Raw genomic sequence first — 20,009 nt, 5'->3', positions numbered from 1 at the left:
GGGAGTACGGTGCCGCCGGATCCGTCTAGGTCAAGAAAAGGTAACGGGCTCCCGTCGGCGCAGGTCGCGAAGGGAAAGCCCCGCGCAAGCGGGGGTGAGCCGCCAGTCCACCGCCGGCGACCATCACGGCCGCAGAAAGCCCCGCGCAAGCGGGGGTGAGCCTCAGGAGTTCGAGGACGTCCGCGTCCGGGGCGCGAAAGCCCCGCGCAAGCGGGGGTGAGCCGGACGACCGTGCTCTCTCCGGCGGTGAAGTCCTGAAAGCCCCGCGCAAGCGGGGGTGAGCCGATCCACCAGCGGCGCGGGATCGGTGAGATCGCGAAAGCCCCGCGCAAGCGGGGGTGAGCCGCTTTCGAGTGGCCAGCTCAGCAGCAGGCCGCGGAAAGCCCCGCGCAAGCGGGGGTGAGCCGGGGTTTGTCGAGCTGGCCGCGCGGCCGTTGTCGAAAGCCCCACGCAAGCGGGGGTGAGCCCTGGATCCAGAGCTTCGGCCGCGCCCTGGACGCCACCGCCGGCGCGGCACCGCTGCTGCTGCTCGGCGACCTCAACGTGCTCGAACCCAGCCACACGCCGGCTCACCGGGGCCAGTTCGCACCGTTCGAGTACGCCTTCTACAGCGGCCTGACCGACCGGCACGGCCTGGTCGACCTGTTCCGGCACCTGCACCCCGACCGGGTCGAGCACAGCTGGGCACGCCGTCCGGACCTGGGCTTCCGCTACGACCACGCCCACGGCTCGGCCGCCTTAGCCGAGCAGCTCACCGGCTGCGAGTACGTCCACGAGACCAGGGAACTCGCCGGGGACGGCTCCCGGCTCACCGACCATTCCGGGCTCGCCGTGCGTCTTGCGCTGACCGCCACCGGCGCGCTGCTAACGTCGGACCCCGCCACGGCGGCCACGCCTGCCGAGCCGGAGCCCACCCTGTTCTGACCGGCCGGTTCGCGTCTCGGCTGCCGGAGCGCACGCCCCGTCAGCCGAGACGCGAGGACCAGCCGCAGGATGACCGCCTCGACCAGCACCGTCACGCCCCGCATCGGCGCCCGTGTCCTCCTCCTGGATCCCGCCGACCGCGTACTGCTCATCCACGCCCTCGACCCCGCCGAGCCCGATCACCACTGGTGGGAACTGCCCGGCGGCGGCCTGGACGACGGCGAAGACCTCCGCGATGCAGCCCGCCGCGAAGCCGCCGAGGAGACCGGGATCATGCTCCCCACCCTCGGCCGTGAACTGTGGGTGCGTGAATCCCGGTTCCGTTACAAGGGCCGCGACCACCACCGCATCGAGCACGTCTTTCTCGGGCGCACCCAGGGGAACGCCCCGCAGGTCGCGCCCCGGCCCACCGAGAACGAGAAGGCCGGGCTGATCGGACGCCGCTGGTGGCCAGCGGACGAGCTGCGGCAGTGCCGCGACAAGCTCCTGCCCGCCGAACTGCCTACCCTGCTTGACGACCTGCTCTCCGGCCGGTTCAGCACCGCGCCCCTCACGCTCATCGACTGAGCGTCTCGCGGATCGCCGGGAGGTTCGTACCGGTGCGATGCTGTGACCTGAAGCGAAAGCCCCGCGCGAGCGGGGTGAGCCGTCGGTGGTGCGCGAGCGCACCGCTTCCCCTTCGAAAGCCTCGCGCGAGTGGGGTTGAGCCAGTGCCGTTCACGGTGTTGCACCGGAACTGGTCGAAATACCCCCGTGAGCGAGGTGAGCGCTCGACGAGCGCCCAGATCCCCACTGGTAGCGGCTTCTCGCGAGCGCGCGGCGGTGCGCACTCAGCTCTGAACGACCAGCTCGGCACCGCCCGCTGTTGACCTCCAGTGCGCTTCAGGTCCTAGGGTCCGCCGGACGGACGCCGAGGGGCGTCCCGGCGGGAGGAACGTGGCGGTGGAACGCAGGCGGGTGCGCAGGTGGACGATCGAGGACGCGCGGAGCAACCAGGACTGGTCCCCGCCCGACGGCGCGGGGTACCAGCTCTTCGGCAGTGATCTCGTCAGCCGGGCGACCGACCCGGAGGCGGCGATGGTGGTGGGGTTCGCGGCCATGCCGTCGGGTGAGCGGCTGCGGGCCGCCTTCCCCTACGACGAGATGATGATCGTCCTGGGCGGTGTTCTGCGGGTGCGGACCGAGGACGACGGCGAACTGGTCGTCCACCCCGGTGAGGTCGTCCACCTGCCGGCGAACTCGACGAACGAGTTCGTGGCGGAGGAGGAGGTGACGGCCTGCTACGTGGCCGGTCCTCCCGACGTCTACGCCCGCCACGCGGACGACCCGGCGTCGCACCGGTGGGAACCCCAGCCGGCGTCGAGGGGGACGGGGACACCGGATGAGGCCGCCGTGCGCCGGGCGCTCGATTCGGACGTGCTGGTGGACATCACCACGACCGGGCGTCGGTCCGGGCTGCCCCGGCGCCTCGAGATCTGGCTCTACCGGTCCGGAGGCCGGTTCTTCCTCACCGGCTACCCGGAGGACCGTCCCCGCGACTGGTACCGCAACCTGCTGGCCGACCCCCGCCTCACCGTGCACCTCAAGGAGTCGGTGGTCGTCGACCTCCCGGCCACCGCCGTCGAGGTCACCGACGCCGTGGACCGCCGTCGTGTCCTGGACGACATCCTCGACCAGCTCAGCAGGCCCGACAACCCGCAGGGCCTGTCCGAGGAGCTCGACCGGGCGGGGTGGCAGGCGCGCAGCCCGCTCCTGGAGATCACCGGCCTCACGGGGTGAGCCGTCTCTGAGCTGTTGCGCCCGGCATCCGCCCGAGGAGGGTGCCGGGCCGAAGCCCGAGGCGGGGGCAGCGGTGGGCGGCGGCGAGGCGAGGAGTGGCAGGACGCGCACAGGGGACCCGCCCGGGGAGTCATTCGACGGTTGACGGGTGACCAGGTCGAACGGTGTTCGACACGGAGCGCGGTCGAATGCGCCACGCGCATATCGCCCGACCGGCTGATTGTTCCCGCCGTCGGGGGTCGGTTGGATCGGCGGTGCAGGACAAGATCGACACGGGGACCGTGCCCCGGCGCGGACACCGGTCGACCTGGTCCGTCGGAGCGGTGCGCTCACCCTGGCGGGGGTGTCGCGACGCACGACAGACGACGTCCTCCGACCGTGACCGTTCGTGCGATGGAGGACCGCCGGTGAGTGCCGTGCCCGACCACCGTCCCGCCGCCGACACCCCCGGGGACGCACCCGGACCACCCCGGATCACCGTGTGGAACGAGAACGTCCACGAACGGACCCAACCGGAGGTCGCCGAACGCTACCCGCGGGGAATCCACGGCGCGGTAGCGGCGGCGATCGCCGACCACCTCGGCCCGGCCGCCTCCATCCGCACCGCCACCCTGGACGAACCCGGGCAGGGCCTGCCGCCGGAGGTCCTCGACACCACCGACGTCCTCGTCTGGTGGGGCCACCTCGCCCACGATCGCGTCGACGACGCCCTGGTGGAACGGGTCCGGGAGCGGGTGCTCGGCGGCATGGGGCTCGTCGTGCTCCACTCCGGGCACTTCTCCAAGGTCTTCACGCGGCTGTTGGGCACCACCTGCGCGTTGCGGTGGCGCAACGGCGACGACCGGGAACTGGTGTGGACGGTCGACCCCCGGCACCCGATCGCCGAGGGCGTGCCGAGTCCGCTGGTGATCGACCGGCAGGAGATGTACGGGGAGTTCTTCGACATCCCCGCGCCGGACGAGCTGGTCTTCGTGTCCTCGTTCAGCGGCGGCGAGGTGTTCCGCAGCGGTGTCACCTTCCGCCGGGGCCACGGCCGGATCTTCTACTTCAGCCCCGGCGACCAGGACTACCCCGTCTACCACCACCCCGACGTGCGGCGGGTGATCGCCAACGGGGTGAGGTGGGCGAGGCCGGACCGGCCGGTCGGGTCCCCGCCGAGGTTGCGCCGCTCCCCGGTGGGCTGGTGGGACGACGAGCCGGCGACACACTCGGGGGCCGCGTCCCCGGGTGCGGACCGATGACCGTCGGAGCCTTCCGCACCGTCGACCACCACGGCCCGCTGCGCGCGGTGGTCGTGGGGGCGGGAGCGATGGGGCGGGCCTGGCTGAACACGGTGGACGCCTCACCCACGGTCGACCTGGTCGGCGTGGTCGACCTCGACCCGAACGCGGCGACGGCGGCACTGTCGGCCTGCGGGGTGCCCCCGGTTCCGGTGTCGACCTCGCTCAGCGCCCTCGCCGAGGCCACCCTGCCCGATCTGGTCGTCGACGTCACCATCCCCTCCGCGCACTACTCCGTCACCCGGGAGGCCCTCGACCTGGGGTTGGCGGTGCTCGGCGAGAAACCGCTCGCGGCGACCCTCGCCGAGGCGATCGGCCTCGTGGTGGCCGCCGAACGCGCCGGCCGCCTGTTCGCCGTCAGCCAGAACCGTCGGCACAGCCCCGGGTTGGCCGCGCTGCGGCGGCAGGTGTGGACCTTGGGGGCGGTGGGCACGGTCAGCACCGAGTTCTTCCGCGCGCCGAGGTTCGGCGGGTTCCGCGAGGAGATGGAGCACCCGCTGCTGCTGGACATGGCGATCCACCCGTTCGACGCGGCCCGGTACCTGGTGGGCGGCGACCCGGTGACGGTGTGGTGCGAGGAGTTCAACCCGCACTGGAGCTGGTACCGGGGTGACGCGGCGGCCACCGCGATCTTCGAGATGACCGGCGGAGTGCGTTACCTCTACACGGGGAGTTGGTGCGCCCCCGGGTTGGAGACCTCCTGGAACGGGCGGTGGCGGGTCAGCGGGCGGCACGGGGCGGCGGTGTGGGACGGCGAGGGTGAACCCGTCGTCGAGCACGCGGTGCCGGTCGCCGGCGCCGCCGAGGCGGCGGCCGAGTCCCGGGCGCGCGGGTGGGGGTCCCCGTCGCCGACGGACATCGCCGGTTCCCTGGCCGACTTCGAACACGCCCTGCGGACCGGGCTCGCGCCGAGCACGGTGGCGGCCGACAACCTGCTGAGCCTGGCGATGGTGCACGGCGCCATCGCGTCGGCCGGCACCGGGACCAGGGTGGTCATCGCGGACCTGCTCGCCGAGGCGCACCGCGACGCCGTGGACGGGGCGGACGAGGACCTGCGACCCGCGCTGCGGGACTGGCGGCCGCCGACCCCCGGCGGGAACGGCGGCGGCAGCGGTGCGGGGACATGACGGTTACCGGTCGTCCCGCGCCACTCCCGCCTCGCGGCGGGGCCCGAGGCGGCCCACCGCCCCGCACCCCCGGATGGGTAGGCGGGCCAGACCGGGTGGCCCTGGCCCCCGCCCTGGGGCGGCCCATCCCACCGCACGCCCGAGCCATGTCCCGTGGGGCGCCCCGGCCGCACGCCGGCCCCCACCCGGTTGTCGGTTCCGGACGCCCAGCGCGGCCGGCTCCGGTGTCCTGACAGGAGGTGCAGATGTCCGATCCGACCAGTCCGATCCTCTCGACACCCCCAGCGGTGCAGCTCTACACGGTGCGGGAGCAGCTGGCCGCTGACCGCGTCGGCGTGCTGGCCGCCCTCGCCGGGTTCGGTTACGGCGCGGTGGAACCGTTCGACGTGCTCACCGACGCCCCCGGGCTGCGTGACGATCTCGACGCGGCCGGCCTGGCCGTCTGCGCCGTCCACGCCCCCGTCCTGTCGGAGGACGTGGACGCCCTGTTCGACGGGGCCCGGACGGTCGGCGCCGACACGGTCATCGTGCCGGTCGCGCCGCCGGAGCGGTTCGGCGACCGGGACGCGGTCACGGCGCTGGCCGCCGAGCTGAACGCGGTGGCGTCCCGGGCGGCCGACGCGGGTCTGCGGCTCGGCTACCACAACCACGAGTTCGAGTTCACCGACGTGGACGGCACCCCCGCGCTGGTGGTGCTCGCCGACGCCCTCGCCCCCGAGGTGGTGTTGGAAGTGGACACCTACTGGGCGGCGGTGGCCGGGCAGGACGTGCCCGCCCTGCTCCGACGGCTGGGGGACCGGGTCCGGTACCTGCACGTCAAGGACGGGCCGGTGACCAGGACCGACCCGATGACCGCCGTCGGCGCGGGACGCATGCCCGTCGCGGAGGTCCTCACGGCGAACCCGGCGGTGGAGTGGCGGGTCGTCGAACTCGACGACTGCGCCACCGACGTCCTCGCGGCGGTCGGGGACAGCCTCGACTGGCTGCGGGACAACGGGTTCGCCCACCCGGCCGGCGGCGGGAGCGACCGGTGACGGCCCCGGACCCGGTGGCGCCGCTCGGTGTCGCCGTCGTGGGCTGCGGGTCGATCAGCGACCAGTACCTGACGAACCTGACCTCGTTCCCGGAGGTCTCGGTGCTGTTCTGCGCCGACCTCGACGTCGACCGCGCCGCCGCCCAGGCCGCCCGGTACGGGGTGCCGGCCTCGGGGACGTTCGGGCAGGCCCTGGAACACCCCGGGGTGGAGCTGGTGGTGAACCTGACCGTTCCCGCCGCCCACGTCGAGGTGGCCTCGGCGGCGTTGGAGGCCGGGCTGCACGTGTGGAACGAGAAGCCGCTGACCCTGGACCTGGAGGACGGCCGGGCCCTGGTCGCCCAGGCCGGCCGGGTCGGCCGCCGACTGGGGTGCGCCCCGGACACCGTGCTCGGCACGGGTTTCCAGGCGGCTCGGCGGCTCATCGACGCCGGGGCCATCGGCACCCCGCTGACGGCGCTCGCGCTGGTGCAGGAACCGGGCCCGGACCGGTGGCACCCCAACCCGGCGTTCCTCTTCCAGCGGGGCGCCGGCCCGCTGTTCGACCTCGGCCCCTACTACCTGACGGTCCTGGCGTCGCTGTTCGGGCCCGCGCACCGGGTGGGAGCGGTGGGCCGGCAGGCGCTGACGACGCGGCGGATCGTCGCCGGTGACCGGGCGGGCACCGAGTTCCGCGTGGAGGTGCCCACGCACGTCTCCGCGTTGGTCGAGTACGCGGGAGGACCGGCGGCGACGCTGCTGTTCAGCTTCGACTCCCCGCTGCGCCGGCACGGGTTCGTGGAGGTCACCGGGACCGAGGCCACCCTGGCCCTGCCCGACCCCAACCACTTCGCCGGTGAGGTGCGGATCCGGGACCGGGGCGACGAGGAGTGGCGGGTGGCCGCGCCCCCGGTTCCCTCCGCCGGGCGGGGCCTCGGCGTCGTGGACATGGTCCGCTCGCTGCGGGCCGGCACCCCGCACCGGGCGAGTGGCGAGCTGGGGTTGCACGTCCTGGAGTTGATGACGGCGATCGAACGATCGGCCGCCGCCGGCGAGTTCGACACCGTGCGTGGTTCCTTCCCCATGCCCGAGCCGCTGCCGCCGGGGTGGGCGCCCGGGACGGCCACGGGGAGCTGACCGCCGCCGAGGACACCCCGGCGGCGTGCACGGTACGTGAACCCGGGGTGTCCTCGGCTACAACGGGTCGCTACATTGGGTTCGAAATCCCGTCGACTTTTGTGGCGGCCCCCGGTACGGCCACGATGACGACGCGCCTCCCCCGGGTCGTATCCCTCCCGACGAACGGCCCCGTGACCGTTCGGTCCGGTTCCCGCGCGCGTGCCCTAACCGCGCGCGAGTCGGAGCACAACTGCTTCGCATGAACCGTAACAGAAAAGACTGCCACGTTCCGTGCGGTCGATAGCACGATGGGCTGCGTTCTTGACGTGCTTTCTTGGTGAGGTACGCTTGCGACCGCAAAATCGGCCACCTGGGGGTGGTGCGGGTAACCGTTTGTGTGCCGTGACGCGTTGGAGTGGTGCTTTTGCCGTCGTTGTTCCGCGTGGCCGGCGCCTTTCTCGGGGTAAACCTGGCTGGTCCGATCGGAGGTGTGGTCGATCGTGCTTCCGGTCCACCGTGAGGAGCTGGACGCCCTCCATTCGCTCTACGTCGAAAGCACTACCGGAACTGGAAAGCTGGTGCTCGTCAGTGGAGGACTCGCCAGTGGGAAGACGGAGCTGCTGCACGCTTTCACCCGTTATGCGGTCGAGGCGGGGGCGCTGGTCCTCACCGCCGGTGGGTCTCGCGCGGAACGGTCAGTCCAGGGCGGGTTGATCGACCAACTCTTCCACGGGTCCGCATTGCCCGCGACCGTGGTCGACCACGTGTCACGGCTTGTCGTCCCGGACACCTCCGATGCGGAGGACGTCGGCGCCGACATTCGGCACGTCGGCGTCCACGCAATGCACGAAATCTGCGCCGTGCTTCTCGAGCTGGCCCGGGAAAAGCCTCTGGTAATCGCCGTCGACGACGTTCAGTTCGCCGACAGTTCGTCACTTCAATTCCTGTTGTATCTGCGCAGGCGAATCAACTCGGCACGCCTGCTCATCGTGTTGGTCGAATGGGAACGTCCCCAACCCACGCTGCCTGTGTTCCACGCCGAGGTCACCCGCCGCCGGCACCACCGCATCCGGCTGCGCCCCCTCCCGCCGGCGCGCATCGCCGACATGCTCGCGACGGCGACGTCCGAGCAGGACGCCAGGCTGCTGGCCCCGTGCTACCACCGTCTCACCGGCGGAAACCCGTTGCTCGTCAACGCCCTGGTCGACGACCACCTCGCCAGCGACCCGACCGAGCGGGTCGACCAGGACGGCCGGCCCCGCCCCGTCGTGGGCACCGCCTTCGGCCAGGCCGTCCTGGCCTGCCTCCACCGGTGGGAACCGCGCCTGCTCGACGTCGCCCGTGCCGTGGCCGTCCTCGGCGCCCACCAGACACCACTGCTGGTCGGCCGCCTGGCGGGTACCACCTCGGCCGAGGCCGACCTCGTGCTGGAGATCCTCACCCGCGCCGGCCTGCTGGAGGACGGCCGCTTCCGCCACCCGGCGGCCGAACTGGCCGTGGCGGAGAGCCTGTCCGGCGACCACCGGGCCAGCCTGCACGTCCGGGCCGCCGAACTGCTCTACCAGCGCGGAGTCGGCGCCGTCGAGGTCGCCCGCCATTTCGCCGCCGCCGACCGCGCCGCCGGCGCGTGGTCGGTGGGCGTGCTGCGGGAGGCCGCGGAGCAGGCCCTCATCGGTGACGACGTCGCCACGGCCGTGCACCTGCTCGAACTTGCCCTGGAGGTCCCCGAGGGCGACGCCGCCGACCGGCTCGCGGTCACCCGCGTCCTGGTCCGCGCGTTGTGGCGGGTGAACCCGTCGGCCGCCTCCCGCTACCTGGAACCGATGCTGCGGGCCGTGGAGGCGGGCGAACTGGGCGGGCGGGACGCGGTGTTCGTGGTCTCCCACGACCTGTGGAACGGCGACACCGACTCCGCGCTGGCCCGGCTCGAACGGTTCGCCGGCAAACCGGGCCTGCTCGACGACCAGACCGCCGCCGAACTGGATGTCGCCTACCAGTGGTTCCACGGCTCGCCCCCGGCGCGCGAACGCCCCCAGGGCGAGGCGGCCCCGTCGACCGACGACCCCTGGGTCGACGCGACGCAACGTCTGATGACGGCCTGGACCCAGGGGTGCGACCCGGCGACGATGGCCAGCGCCGAACACGTGCTCCGCAGCTGCCGGCTCGGGGAGACCACCCTGGAGGTGGTGGCCACCGCCCTGCTCGTGCTGGTGCACGGTGACCAGCCCGCCACGGCGGCCCGCTGGTGCCGCCAGCTGCTCGACGAGGCCGACCGGCGGGGCGCGGTGACCTGGCAGGCGGTGCTCGGCGGGATCGAGTCCGACGTGGCCCTCCGCCGGGGCGACCCGGAGGCCGCCGTGGCGCTGGCGCGGACGGCGCTGACCCGGCTCCCACCGCGCAGCTGGGGCGTGCTGATCGGCTGGCCGCTCACGACGTTGCTGCTCGCGGACACCGCGCTGGGCCGGGTCGAGGACGCCGCCCACACGTTGCGGCAACGCGTGCCCGACCGCATGTTCGCCACCCTCTTCGGTGTCCGGTACCTGCACGCCCGGGGACACCACTACCTGGCCACCGACCGGCTGCTCGCCGCGATCAGCGACTTCCAGGCCTGCGGCCGGATCGTGCGCGGCTGGGACGTGGACGTGCCGATGCTGGTGCCCTGGCGCAGCGACCTCGCCGAGGCCAACCGCCAGCTGGGCCGCCTGGGCGTGGCCCGCGACCTCGCCAGACAGCAGTTGGACCGGTCCGCCGGGCTCGACCAGCGGACCAGGGCGATCACCCTCCGGGTACTCGCCGCGAGCAGCGACCCTGCCGACCGGGCGGCACTGCTCGAGGAAGCCGTGCGCTGCCTGGAGGAAGCCGGGGACACCTTCCTGCTGCGGGCGGTGCGCGCCGACCTCGCCGCCGCCCAACGGTCCCGGGCCGAACCCACCCGCGGCGGGGACGCGCCACCGGCGGGGACCCGGACGGCCGGCGGCACGCGGGCGGAACATCCCCCCACCACGGCGGACGACGGGCGATCCTCCCACGACACCGGACCCGAGGACCCGGCCGAGGACGCCGGCGCGTCCCCGAGCACCAGCGGGAACGAACCGCGCGCCGCCGACCTGGCGGTCGCCGCGCTCAGCGACTCGGAACGGCGGGTCGCCGAACTGGCCGCGCTCGGCTGCACCAACCGCGAGATCAGCGCGCGGCTCTACGTCACCGTCAGCACCGTCGAGCAGCACCTGACCCGGGTGTACCGGAAGCTCGGCGTCCGCTGCCGGGGCGACCTGCCCGCCGGGCTGCGCGCGCCCGAGGCCGAGGCCGACGGGCCCGGCCCGGCCCGGGAGGGGCCGTGACGGCCACCCCTGCCGCCGCCGCGCGGCCCGACCGCCACCCCTCCCCCTGGGGCGGTCGCCCACCGCCCGTGCTCCGGCCCGACACCACCTTCACGCCGTCGGCCCCGCCCACCCGCTGCTGGACCGGTGGTCCTCCACCTCGAAGCCCAAGGGAGACACCATGCCCGCCACGCCCTGCCGGGTCTGTTCCGGCCCGGTTCGCGAGTTCTTCGACTTCGGCGAGCAACCGCTGTCCGACGCCTTCCCCCTGCCCGACCAGCTGGACGGCGAGTTCTCCTTTCGGCTCGCCATCGGCTGCTGTGAGTCCTGCTCGATGGTGCAGCTGATGGAGGAGGTGCCCCGCGACCGCATGTTCCACGAGGACTACCCGTACCTGTCGAACGGTTCGGCGGTGATGCGGGACCACTTCCGCGCGGTGGCGAGCCGGTTCCTCCGCGACGAACTGGCCGGTCCCGATCCGTTCATCGTCGAATTGGGCTGCAACGACGGCACGATGCTGCGCACCGTCGCCGACGCCGGGGTGCGCCACCTGGGAGTGGAACCCTCCGGTGGGGTGGCGGACCTGGCGGCCGCGCGGGGAGTCCGCGTCGACAAGAGGTTCTTCGAGGCCGAGACGGCCCGGGACATCCTCGCCGCCGACGGCAGCGCCGACGTCATCTACGCGGCGAACACGCTGTGCCACATCCCCTACATCGACTCGATCCTGCGGGGCGTCGACGAACTCCTCGCCCCCTCCGGCGTGTTCGTCTTCGAGGACCCGTACTTCGCCGAGATCGTCCGGCGCACCTCCTTCGACCAGATCTACGACGAACACTTCTTCTTCTTCACCGCCCGGTCGGTGCGGGCGATGGCCGCCCGGCACGGCCTCGAGCTGGTCGACGTCGAGGAGCTCCCCGTGCACGGGGGAGAGGTCCGCTACACGCTGGCGCGCACCGGGGCCCGCGAGATCTCCCCGGCGGTCGGCGCGCTGATCGAGCGCGAAACCCGCTCCGGGCTGACCGATCCCACCACGCTGGACGCCTTCGCCGCCCGGGTCAACCAGATCCGAACCGACCTGCTCGCCTTCCTGCGCGCGGAGAAGGCCGCGGGGCGGCCCGTCGTCGGCTACGGCGCCACCGCGAAGAGCGCCACCGTCCTCAACTTCTGCGGCATCGGACCGGACCTCATCTCCCACGTCTTCGACACCACACCGGCCAAGCAGGGACGGCTCACGCCCGGCTCCCACATCCCCGTCCGTCCCGCCGAGGAGTTCGCCGACCCCTATCCGGCGCACGCCGTCCTCTTCGCCTGGAACCACGCGGAGGAGATCCTGGCGAAGGAGACGGCGTTCCGCGAGGCCGGTGGCCGCTGGGTGCTGTACGTGCCCGAGCTCCACGTCCGCTGACCTGGTCGCCGCTCTCCGAGGGAGGCATCCGATGCCCGCGTCCCACATCCCCCTGGTCGCCGTGCTGGGGGCGTCCGGGTTCGTCGGTTCGGCGGTGGCCGCCCGGCTGGCGTCCCGACCGATCCGGCTGCGCCTGGTGGCGCGCCGTCCGAGCACGGTGCCGGCCGGGCAGGCCCACGTCGAGGTGCGCACCGCCGACCTGACCGAGCCGGGGGCGGTCCAGGACGCGGTCGCCGGCGCGGACGCCGTGGTGCACCTCCCGCTGCACACCGCCGGCGGTACCTACCGGGCGGCCGAGACCGACCCGGCCGGGGAACGGGTCAACCTCGGCACGGCCCGCGACCTCGTCGCGGCGCTCCGCCGCCGCCCACCCGGGCAGGGGCCGCCGCCGGTGGTGGTGTTTCCCGGCTCCACCTCACAGGTGGGGCCGCCGCGCACACCGCTGCTCGACGGCACCGAGGCGGACCGGCCCGCCACCGAGTACGACCGGCAGAAATGCGCGGTCGAGGAGGACCTGCGGGCCGCGACCGCCGCCGGGGTGCTGCGGGGGGTGACGCTGCGGCTGCCCACCGTCTTCGGGGCCCCGGCGGCGCCGGAGGCCGTGGACCGGGGGGTGGTGACGGCGATGGTCCGCCGCGCCCTCGCCGGCCAACCCCTCACCCTGTGGGGTGACGGGCGGGTGCGGCGGGACCTGCTGCACGTCACCGACGTCGCCGCCGCCATCGCCCTCTCCCTCGACCGGGCGGACGCCCTCGCCGGCGGCAGATGGCTGCTCGGCAGCGGAACGGGCGTCAGCCTGCGCACCCTGTTCGAGCTGGTCGCCGAGGTGGTCGCCGAGCACACCGGCCGGCCGCCGGTCCCCGTCACCTCGGTTCCGGTCCCCGCGCAGGCGACCGAGATGGACGGCCGGGACCTGGTGGCCGACCCGGCCGCGTTCCGCGCCGCCACCGGCTGGACGGCCGCCGTCCCGCCGCGCGCCGGCATCGCCGGCATCGTGTCCGCCCAACTGGCCGCCACCCCCGGTGGGTCCGGCTGAGCACGCGGCCAGGTGCCCACGGCGCCCACCGGCTCGCCCTCCTCGAGGTCCGCGATCCCGTGCCTGGTTCCCGTTCCCCGAGCCGGCGTGGGGAGGCGAACCGGTCCAGGGCGGCGCCGCCTGGGTCGGGCACGGACGGCGAACGGCTCCCGCGCCGGGGCGTGGTGGCGGAACCGGCGCCGCCTGGTGTTCCGTACTTGGCGGGCCCCGTGTCTGCCCACGTGCGGCGCCGGCCGCGGCTCGAGGGTGCCGCCCGTGCGGACCGGTCACTCCCGCCCCCGCGCCCCCCCCCGCCCGTGGCGCGCTCGCTTGACTGGCCCGGACCGTGTCCCCGAACCCCCCCAGGCCCGCACCGCCGACCCCGTGTGCGGCGCGGCGGTGCCCGACGCCGGGGCCTCGCGGTGCCGGGCGGGGTGCCGGGCCGCCGGTGGTTCCCGCCAGCGGCGGAGGTGCTCTGGTCTCCGCCCCGGCGCAGGGGCGGACCGGCGCCCGTGAGACCCCCCGAGGCTTGCTCCGGTGATCCGGCAGCCGGGGGACGGCGACCGCGAACACCTGCCCTCCCGCACGGCACACTCGGTACACTCCCGCGCACGGCCAGTGGAGGAGCCCAGCAGTGTCGGAGGACAACACCCTCCTGCGCGCCGCGCGGGAAGGTGCCCAGTCACCCTCGTCGCCTGGCGAGTCTATGACGAGGCAGGAACTCGCGGACGCGGTGAACGTCCAGGTGAACCGCCTCAGCGGGGGACGGCACACCACCCCGGTCAACGCCAACCACATCGGCAAGTGGGAGCGGGGCGTGATCCGGTGGCCGGCCGCCCACTACCGCGCCGCGCTGCGTGCCGTCCTCGGGGCGGCCACCGACGGGGAACTCGGCTTCCGGCGGCCGACCAGGGCCCGGCGGTCACCTCCCCGCGCCGCCCCGCCCGCGCTCGACGCGGACGAACCCGCACCCGCGTCTCCCCGCCGCGTCGTCGCCGCCGGGGGGAACACCCGGGACCTGCTCGCCTCCCTCGCCGGCCCCACCGTCCACTACCGCCGCATGGAACAGACGGTGTCCTCGGCCAGCCTCGGCCCGGCCGCCGAGGCGCACCTGACCCTCGCCGACGAGATCGTCCGCACCCGGTGCCGCACCCCCGAGGGCTACACCGTCCTGTCCGAGATCGCCGGCCTGTGCGCCTGGCTCGCCGCCGACCGGGGAGACGTCGGCACCGCCCGACGGCACTACGCGCGGGCGGTGCGGCACGCCGAACGGGCGGACAACCCGCTCCTGGTCGCCTACATGGTCGGATCCCTCGGCCAGTACACGGTGGAGACCGGCCGTCCCCGGGACGGAGTGGCCCTGTTGGACCGCGCCACCACCCAGCTCGGCGCGTCGTCCCCGACGATCGCGCGGTCCTGGCTGTCCTCGTTGCACGCCGTCGGCCACGCGGCCCTGGGCGACCGCAGGGCGACCACGGCGGCCCTGCGGCGTGCCGAGCGCGACGCCAGCAGCGGTCGGGCGGAACCGGTGTGGCCGTGGGTGTTCGCCTTCGACGACGCCAAGGCGGCCCGCCACCGGGCGACCGCGCTGGCCCGCCTCGGGGACGCCCGGGGGGCGATGGACGCCCTCGCGGCGGCGGCCCCCGCCCTGACCGCACCCAAACCCCGTGCTCTGGCACAGCTCGACCAGGCCAGCGTCCTCGCCGACGCGGGCCGCTGGGAGGAGAGCGGTCGGCTGGCCACCGAGGCGATGCGCGTCGGGCGGGACCTCGACAGCGAGCGCATCCTGGTCCGGGTCCGCGCCTTCCACGCCGCCCAGCCCCGCCGTGGCCGAGCCACGGCCCTCAACGAGGAGCTGACCGTGACCGACTGACGGGAGGACCGATGACCTGCTTGGCCATCACCGGGCACCGAGGACTCGGCCCGGACACCGAGGAACTCGTGGCCACCGAACTGCGGCGCACCATCGCCGAGCGAGCCGACGAGCCCCTGGTGGGGATGTCGTGCGTCGCCGACGGCGCGGACACCCTCTTCGCCAGGTCCGTCCTCGACGCCGGCGGGTCGCTGGTCGTCGTCGTCCCGGCCGCCCAGTACCGGGACAGCCTCCCCGCCGAACACCGCCCCGTCTACGACGCCCTGCTCGCCAGGGCCACCGACGTGGTGCGGCTCGACTACCAGCGTTCCACGTCGGAGTCCCACATGCGGGCGGGTGTGCGGATGGTGGAGGAGGCCGACGAACTCGTGGCCGTGTGGGACGGCGAACCGGCACGGGGCCACGGGGGCACCGCCGACGTGGTCCGGGCCGCGCGGGCACGCGGGGTCCCCGTCACGGTCATCTGGCCCGAGGGCGCCCACCGCGACTGACCGCTGCGCGCGCCACCCCCGCCGACCCGGACGGCGGCCCCGGTCCGGCGGCGGTGTTCCTCAAGGCTCGTACGCCCATCCGCACGGGCCACCCGCCCCGGGCCTCCGGTGCGGCGGGCTCGGGAAGCCGCCGCACCAGGACGGGACGCACGGCCTCCCGCACGCGCGGTCGTCCCTCGCCAGCCTCGGTGCGAGTTCCTCGGTGCGGCGAAGCACGCCCCTCGTGGATCCGGCCCGCCCGGACCGGGGACCGACCGTGGTCGGGGTGGAACCGCGCCCGGCGGCCCCGGTCCGGCGGCGTGGCCGCGTCGACGCGCCCCGCGAGCCCTCCGACCAATGCGTGCTCTCCGAGTTCCGCCGACGTCGAGATCGATGCGGGAGACACGACCCCCCGTCCCGCCGAAGCACCGGACGTCGAGGTGCCCGGCGCCGGCCGGCAGGCCGGCGCCGGGCACGTCCCAACTTCCCGGAGGTGGTCGGTGGCGGTTGCCGGACGGGGACGCGTGCGCCGACACCGCCGCCAGGTGCGGCGGCTCGCGGTCCGCGCGACCCGGTGACCGGACACCTGGGCCGCGAAGCGGTCCCGCCAGGAGGTGCGCCAGCCGAACCCGGGGGGATGTGGTGGACCTCGGGCGGCCGGGACTCCGCCCACTACCCGCCGCCCGGTGCTCTGTCACCCCCTAAATCCCGGGCCTCCCGCCGATCAGGGGGCGCCCTCGCCGCCCCACCCCGAGCCGGGCAGCCCCTAACCTTCCGGCTCCCCCGCCCAAGCCGTTGACCCGGCGTCAACCGGCCCACCATGCTGTGCTCCACACGCCGTCCGAGCACGCGCCACCGGCCACACCGGACGCCGGGCCGCGGTCGACCCCGGTCGCGTGCCCGTCTCCGGGCGCCGGTCGCGACGGCCCCTCGGCATCCCGGGCTGGCGCGTCGCCGGCCGGTGCGGCGGACACGTCCCGGTCCCGTCGCGCCGCCGCCCCGACGGAGTCCGCCGAACCCGACCCCCTGCCGAGGCGCCTGATGAGAACCCGTGAACTCGCCGTCACCGGAGCCTTCGAGTTCGCGCCCCGGTCCTATCCGGACCAGCGGGGCGTGTTCGTCTCCCCGTTCCAGGAGGACGCCTTCGTCGCCGCCACCGGGCACCCGCTGTTCCCCGTCGCCCAGGCCAGCGCCAGCGAGTCCCACCGAGGAGTGCTGCGCGGATTGCACTACACCCCCGCCCCGCCGGGAACCGCCAAGTACGTGCACTGCCCCCGGGGCCGGGCCCTGGACATCGTCGTCGACCTGCGCCTGGGTTCCCCCACCTTCGGGGCCCGCGACACCGTCGAACTCGACCCGGGAAGCTTCCGGGCCGTGTACCTGCCGCCGGGTGTGGGTCACGCCTTCGTCGCACTGGAGGACCACACGGTCGTCGCCTACCTGCTGTCCCAGCGGTACGTGGCCGCCAACGAGCTCGCCCTCGACGCCATGGACCCCGAGCTCGACCTGCCCCTGCCCCCGGACCTCGACTTCACGCGGTCCGCGCGGGACCAGGCCGCGCCGACCGCCGCCGCCGCCCGGGCAGCCGGCCTGCTCCCCACCTACGAGCGGTGCCTGGAGGTCCAACGCGGGTTCCACGTCCCCCGCTCCCGTTGACCGTGGACGACACCCAGGACAGCCCCGCCAGCCCTACCCGGAGGAGTTCCCGTTGGCCAACGTGTCCGATCCCGCCGGTCAGCTGCGCGTCGCCCGGTCCGCCCTGGAACCCGGCCGGCAGTTCCCCCACCTCGCCGAGTTCCACCGGTGGTTCGCCGCCACCGCGACCCGGCGCGCCATGGCGGTCCACCGGGTTCCCCTCAACGACCTCACCGACTGGCACGAGGACCCGGCAACCGGCAACATCGGCCACCACACCGGCGGGTTCTTCACCGTCGAGGCCCTCGACGTCCACCTTCCCGACGGCCCGGTCCCCCGCTGGTCGCAACCCATCATCAACCAACCAGAGGTCGGGATCCTCGGCATCCTGGTGCGGGAGATCGACGGGGTCCTGCACTGCCTGATGCAGGCCAAACACGAGCCGGGCAACCACAACGGGCTCCAGCTCTCCCCGACGGTCCAGGCCACCAGGAGCAACTACACCCGGGTGCACCAGGGGCGGCCCGTCCCCTACCTGCGGCACTTCCGCGACACCGACCCGCGCGGCGTGCTGGCCGACACCCGGCAGTCGGAACAGGGCGCCTGGTTCTACCGCAAGCGGAACCGCAACATGATCGTGGAGACGACCGAGGACATCCAGGCTGAGGACGGCTTCTGCTGGCTGACGTTGGGCCAGCTGCACGCACTGCTGTCCGTGCCCGACCTGGTGAACATGGACGCCAGGACGGTGCTGGCCTGCCTGCCGTTCTCCGGGAGCGCGCTGGCCGCCGTGCTCGCCCCCAGGACGGCCGACCCGTTCCGGGCCGCCCTCGTCCGCTCCTACGATCCGGCCCAGCCCTGCCGGCACGGCCTCGACGAGGTGCTCAGCTGGATCACCGAGCTGCGGACCGCGACCGAGCTGCGAGCCGAACGCCGCCCGCTGCGCGCCGTCCGCGACTGGCGTCGCGTCGAGGGCCGGATCAGCCACGACACCGGCCTGTTCTTCGACGTGGTGGGCGTCCGGGTCCACGCGGAGGGCCGCGAGGTGGCCCGGTGGGACCAGCCAATGATCGAACCCGTGGGCACCGGCGTGGTCGCCTTCCTGGCCCGCGTGTTCGACGGTGTCCTCCACGTCCTCGTCCACAACCGCACCGAACCCGGGTACACCGACGTCACCGAACTCGCCCCCACCGTGCAGTGCGTGCCGGACAACTACGAGCACCTGCCCGCCCAGGCGCGCCCACCCCTGCTCGACGAGGTCCTCACCGCCCCGCCGGAGCGGATGCGCTTCGACGCCGTGCTCTCGGAGGAGGGCGGGCGGTTCCACGGCGCGCGCAACCGGTACCTGGTCGTGGAGACCGACATCGAGGTCGACCTCCCCGACTACCGGTGGCTGACCCTGCGCCAGCTCGGGGAGTTGCTGCGGCACAGCTTCTACCTCAACGTGCAGGCCCGCAGCCTGGTGATCTGCCTGCACAGCCTCGCCGCCGGCGCGGGAGGCACCGGCGGCGAGCGCAGCTGAGACGGCCGGGGCGCGGTCAGACCCGGCGCAGCACGTCCCGCAGCACCTCGATCACCCTGTCCTGCACCGCCCTCGGCAGCGACGGGTACATCGGCAGCGAGAAGATCTCCTCGGCGACCCGCTCGGTCACCGGGAGCTGACCGGTCCCGTAGCCCAGGTGCGCGAACCCGGTCATGGTGTGCACCGGCCACGGGTAGCTGATGTTCAGCTGGATGTCGTGTTCGCGCAGCGCGGCCAGGATCTCGTCGCGCGCGGGGTGGCGCACCACGTACACGTAGTAGACGTGGTCGTTGCCCTCGGCCACCCGGGGCAGCACCAGGTCGGTGTCGGCGAGGGCCTCGGCGTAGCGGTCGGCCACCGCCCTCCTACCCGCCACGTAGGAGTCCAGCCGCGTCAGGCGGCGCCGCAGGATCTCGGCCTGCACCTCGTCGAGCCGGCTGTTGTGCCCGGGGGTCTCGACGACGTAGTAGGTCTCCTCCATGCCGTAGTACCGCAGCCGGCGCAGTCGACGCGCCACCTCCTCGCCGGGGGTGATCGTCGCCCCGCCGTCCCCGTAGGCGCCCAGCACCTTCGTCGGGTAGAACGAGAACGCCGCCGCGTCACCCATCGACCCCGCCACCCGGCCGTGGTGGCGGGCGCCGTGCGCCTGCGCGCAGTCCTCCAACACCAGCAGGCCGTGCTCGGCGGCCAGCCGCTCCAGGGGGGCCATGTCGACGCACTGGCCGTACAGGTGCACCGGAAGCAGGCACCGCGTGCGGCCGGTGATCGCGGCAGCGACCTGGTCGGTGTCCATCAGGTAGGTGTCGGGGTCCACGTCCACGAACACGGGGGTCGCGCCGACGGCGTCGATGGCCACGACGGTGGGCGCGGCCGTGTTGGACACGGTGATCACCTCGTCGCCCGGCCCGACCCCCAGCGCCTGGAGCCCCAGCTTCACGGCGTTCGTCCCGTTGTCCAGGCCGACGCAGTGCCCGACACCGTGGTACGCGGCGAACTCCCGTTCGAATCCGAGCACGCTCTTCCCGAGAACGAGCTGCCCGGAACGGAACACGGTCTCGACGGCGTCGAGAATGTCCTCCCTCTCGTTGTCGTATTCCGGTAGGTAATCCCACACGCGAGTGGTCATCGTCGCCCTTTCCCCAACAATTCCGCCCAGGCTAGGCAGCCGTTCGGGAGCCGGGCAACCCCTAGCCCCGGCCCAGCCGGGAGGCACGCCTCGGCCGGTCCCGGCCACCGACGACCGGTGGGAACACCCTGGTGACGCCACCCCGGAACCCGAGGTGCCGACAGCGGCCGCTGGCGGCGTCGGTCCCGGTCGGGGCGGGAACACCCCGCCCCGCAGCCCGGGAGGGAAGAGCACCACCGGCGGACGGACATTAGGGGCGCGGTAGGGGTGGGCAGCGTGATCCACCTCGGGTTAGCGTGCCTGGCACCCGCCCGGAGACACCATGAGGAAATTCGCGATCCAACCGGGAAACGGAAACGCGCACCCCGGCGGTGGAACGCGGAACCGGCCGGACCAGACCTG

15 protein-coding genes and 1 CRISPR repeat array are annotated in these 20,009 nt (G+C 73.9%); of the genes, 14 read left to right on the top strand and 1 reads right to left on the bottom strand.

Translation table 11 applies throughout. The features are described 5' to 3' along the window. Window positions 1–73 precede the first annotated feature (73 nt). A CRISPR array of direct repeats spans window positions 74–468; the repeat unit is 29 nt; unit sequence GAAAGCCCCGCGCAAGCGGGGGTGAGCCG. A 75-nt stretch (window positions 469–543) separates the two neighbouring features. The 14 genes from C1701_RS01630 (at window position 544) to C1701_RS01560 (ending at window position 18,481) form a co-directional block, all read left to right on the top strand. Further along, window positions 544–924: a hypothetical protein gene (locus tag C1701_RS01630; protein WP_337662070.1), complete on the top strand. Its 381-nt coding sequence runs from the start codon at window positions 544–546 to the stop codon at window positions 922–924. 69 nt (window positions 925–993) lie between these two features. Continuing rightward, complete coding sequence (locus C1701_RS01625; RefSeq protein WP_030106596.1) at window positions 994–1,491, top strand: NUDIX hydrolase; 498 nt, start codon at window positions 994–996, stop codon at window positions 1,489–1,491. 375 nt (window positions 1,492–1,866) lie between these two features. Then, entirely contained in the window at window positions 1,867–2,703 is an 837-nt protein-coding gene (locus C1701_RS01620) for a nitroreductase/quinone reductase family protein (protein WP_051713124.1), read from the top strand. A gap of 407 nt (window positions 2,704–3,110) precedes the next feature. Then, window positions 3,111–3,944, top strand: a complete 834-nt coding sequence (locus tag C1701_RS01615) for a ThuA domain-containing protein (protein ID WP_026420476.1) — start codon at window positions 3,111–3,113, stop codon at window positions 3,942–3,944. Further along, the gene (locus tag C1701_RS01610; protein ID WP_337662069.1) at window positions 3,941–5,110 is read left to right on the top strand and encodes a Gfo/Idh/MocA family protein; all 1,170 of its coding nucleotides are present in this window, start codon (window positions 3,941–3,943) and stop codon (window positions 5,108–5,110) included. The genes C1701_RS01615 and C1701_RS01610 overlap by 4 nt, the downstream gene beginning before the upstream one ends. 245 nt (window positions 5,111–5,355) lie before the next feature. Continuing rightward, complete coding sequence (locus tag C1701_RS01605) at window positions 5,356–6,144, top strand: sugar phosphate isomerase/epimerase family protein (RefSeq protein ID WP_026420475.1); 789 nt, start codon at window positions 5,356–5,358, stop codon at window positions 6,142–6,144. Next, complete coding sequence (locus tag C1701_RS01600) at window positions 6,141–7,259, top strand: Gfo/Idh/MocA family protein (protein WP_026420474.1); 1,119 nt, start codon at window positions 6,141–6,143, stop codon at window positions 7,257–7,259. The genes C1701_RS01605 and C1701_RS01600 overlap by 4 nt, the downstream gene beginning before the upstream one ends. A 482-nt stretch (window positions 7,260–7,741) precedes the next feature. Further along, complete coding sequence (locus C1701_RS01590) at window positions 7,742–10,582, top strand: helix-turn-helix transcriptional regulator (protein WP_337662068.1); 2,841 nt, start codon at window positions 7,742–7,744, stop codon at window positions 10,580–10,582. 160 nt (window positions 10,583–10,742) lie between these two features. Further along, window positions 10,743–11,966 (top strand): class I SAM-dependent methyltransferase, encoded by a 1,224-nt coding sequence (locus tag C1701_RS01585; protein WP_016701430.1) that lies wholly within the window; start codon window positions 10,743–10,745, stop codon window positions 11,964–11,966. A gap of 31 nt (window positions 11,967–11,997) precedes the next feature. Then, entirely contained in the window at window positions 11,998–13,002 is a 1,005-nt protein-coding gene (locus tag C1701_RS01580) for an NAD-dependent epimerase/dehydratase family protein (protein WP_103055388.1), read from the top strand. Window positions 13,003–13,687: 685 nt separating this feature from the next. Then, window positions 13,688–14,854, top strand: coding sequence for a hypothetical protein (locus tag C1701_RS01575; protein ID WP_103055387.1), 1,167 nt, complete (start codon window positions 13,688–13,690; stop codon window positions 14,852–14,854). Between the two features lie 11 nt (window positions 14,855–14,865). Then, complete coding sequence (locus tag C1701_RS01570) at window positions 14,866–15,345, top strand: hypothetical protein (protein ID WP_103055386.1); 480 nt, start codon at window positions 14,866–14,868, stop codon at window positions 15,343–15,345. Between the two features lie 1,020 nt (window positions 15,346–16,365). Continuing rightward, window positions 16,366–16,980, top strand: a complete 615-nt coding sequence (locus tag C1701_RS01565) for a dTDP-4-dehydrorhamnose 3,5-epimerase family protein (RefSeq protein ID WP_016699786.1) — start codon at window positions 16,366–16,368, stop codon at window positions 16,978–16,980. Between the two features lie 52 nt (window positions 16,981–17,032). Continuing rightward, window positions 17,033–18,481, top strand: coding sequence for an NDP-hexose 2,3-dehydratase family protein (locus C1701_RS01560; RefSeq protein ID WP_103055385.1), 1,449 nt, complete (start codon window positions 17,033–17,035; stop codon window positions 18,479–18,481). Window positions 18,482–18,497: 16 nt separating this feature from the next. Here C1701_RS01560 and C1701_RS01555 read toward each other — a convergent pair whose 3' ends face one another. Further along, entirely contained in the window at window positions 18,498–19,607 is a 1,110-nt protein-coding gene (locus C1701_RS01555) for a DegT/DnrJ/EryC1/StrS family aminotransferase (RefSeq protein WP_026066171.1), read from the bottom strand. Between the last annotated feature and the right edge of the window lie 402 nt (window positions 19,608–20,009).

The organism is Actinoalloteichus sp. AHMU CJ021, from assembly GCF_002895405.1.
GTDB classification, from domain to species: Bacteria; Actinomycetota; Actinomycetes; order Mycobacteriales; family Pseudonocardiaceae; genus Actinoalloteichus_B; species Actinoalloteichus_B caeruleus.
This window is presented reverse-complemented; position numbering and strand designations above follow the sequence as displayed.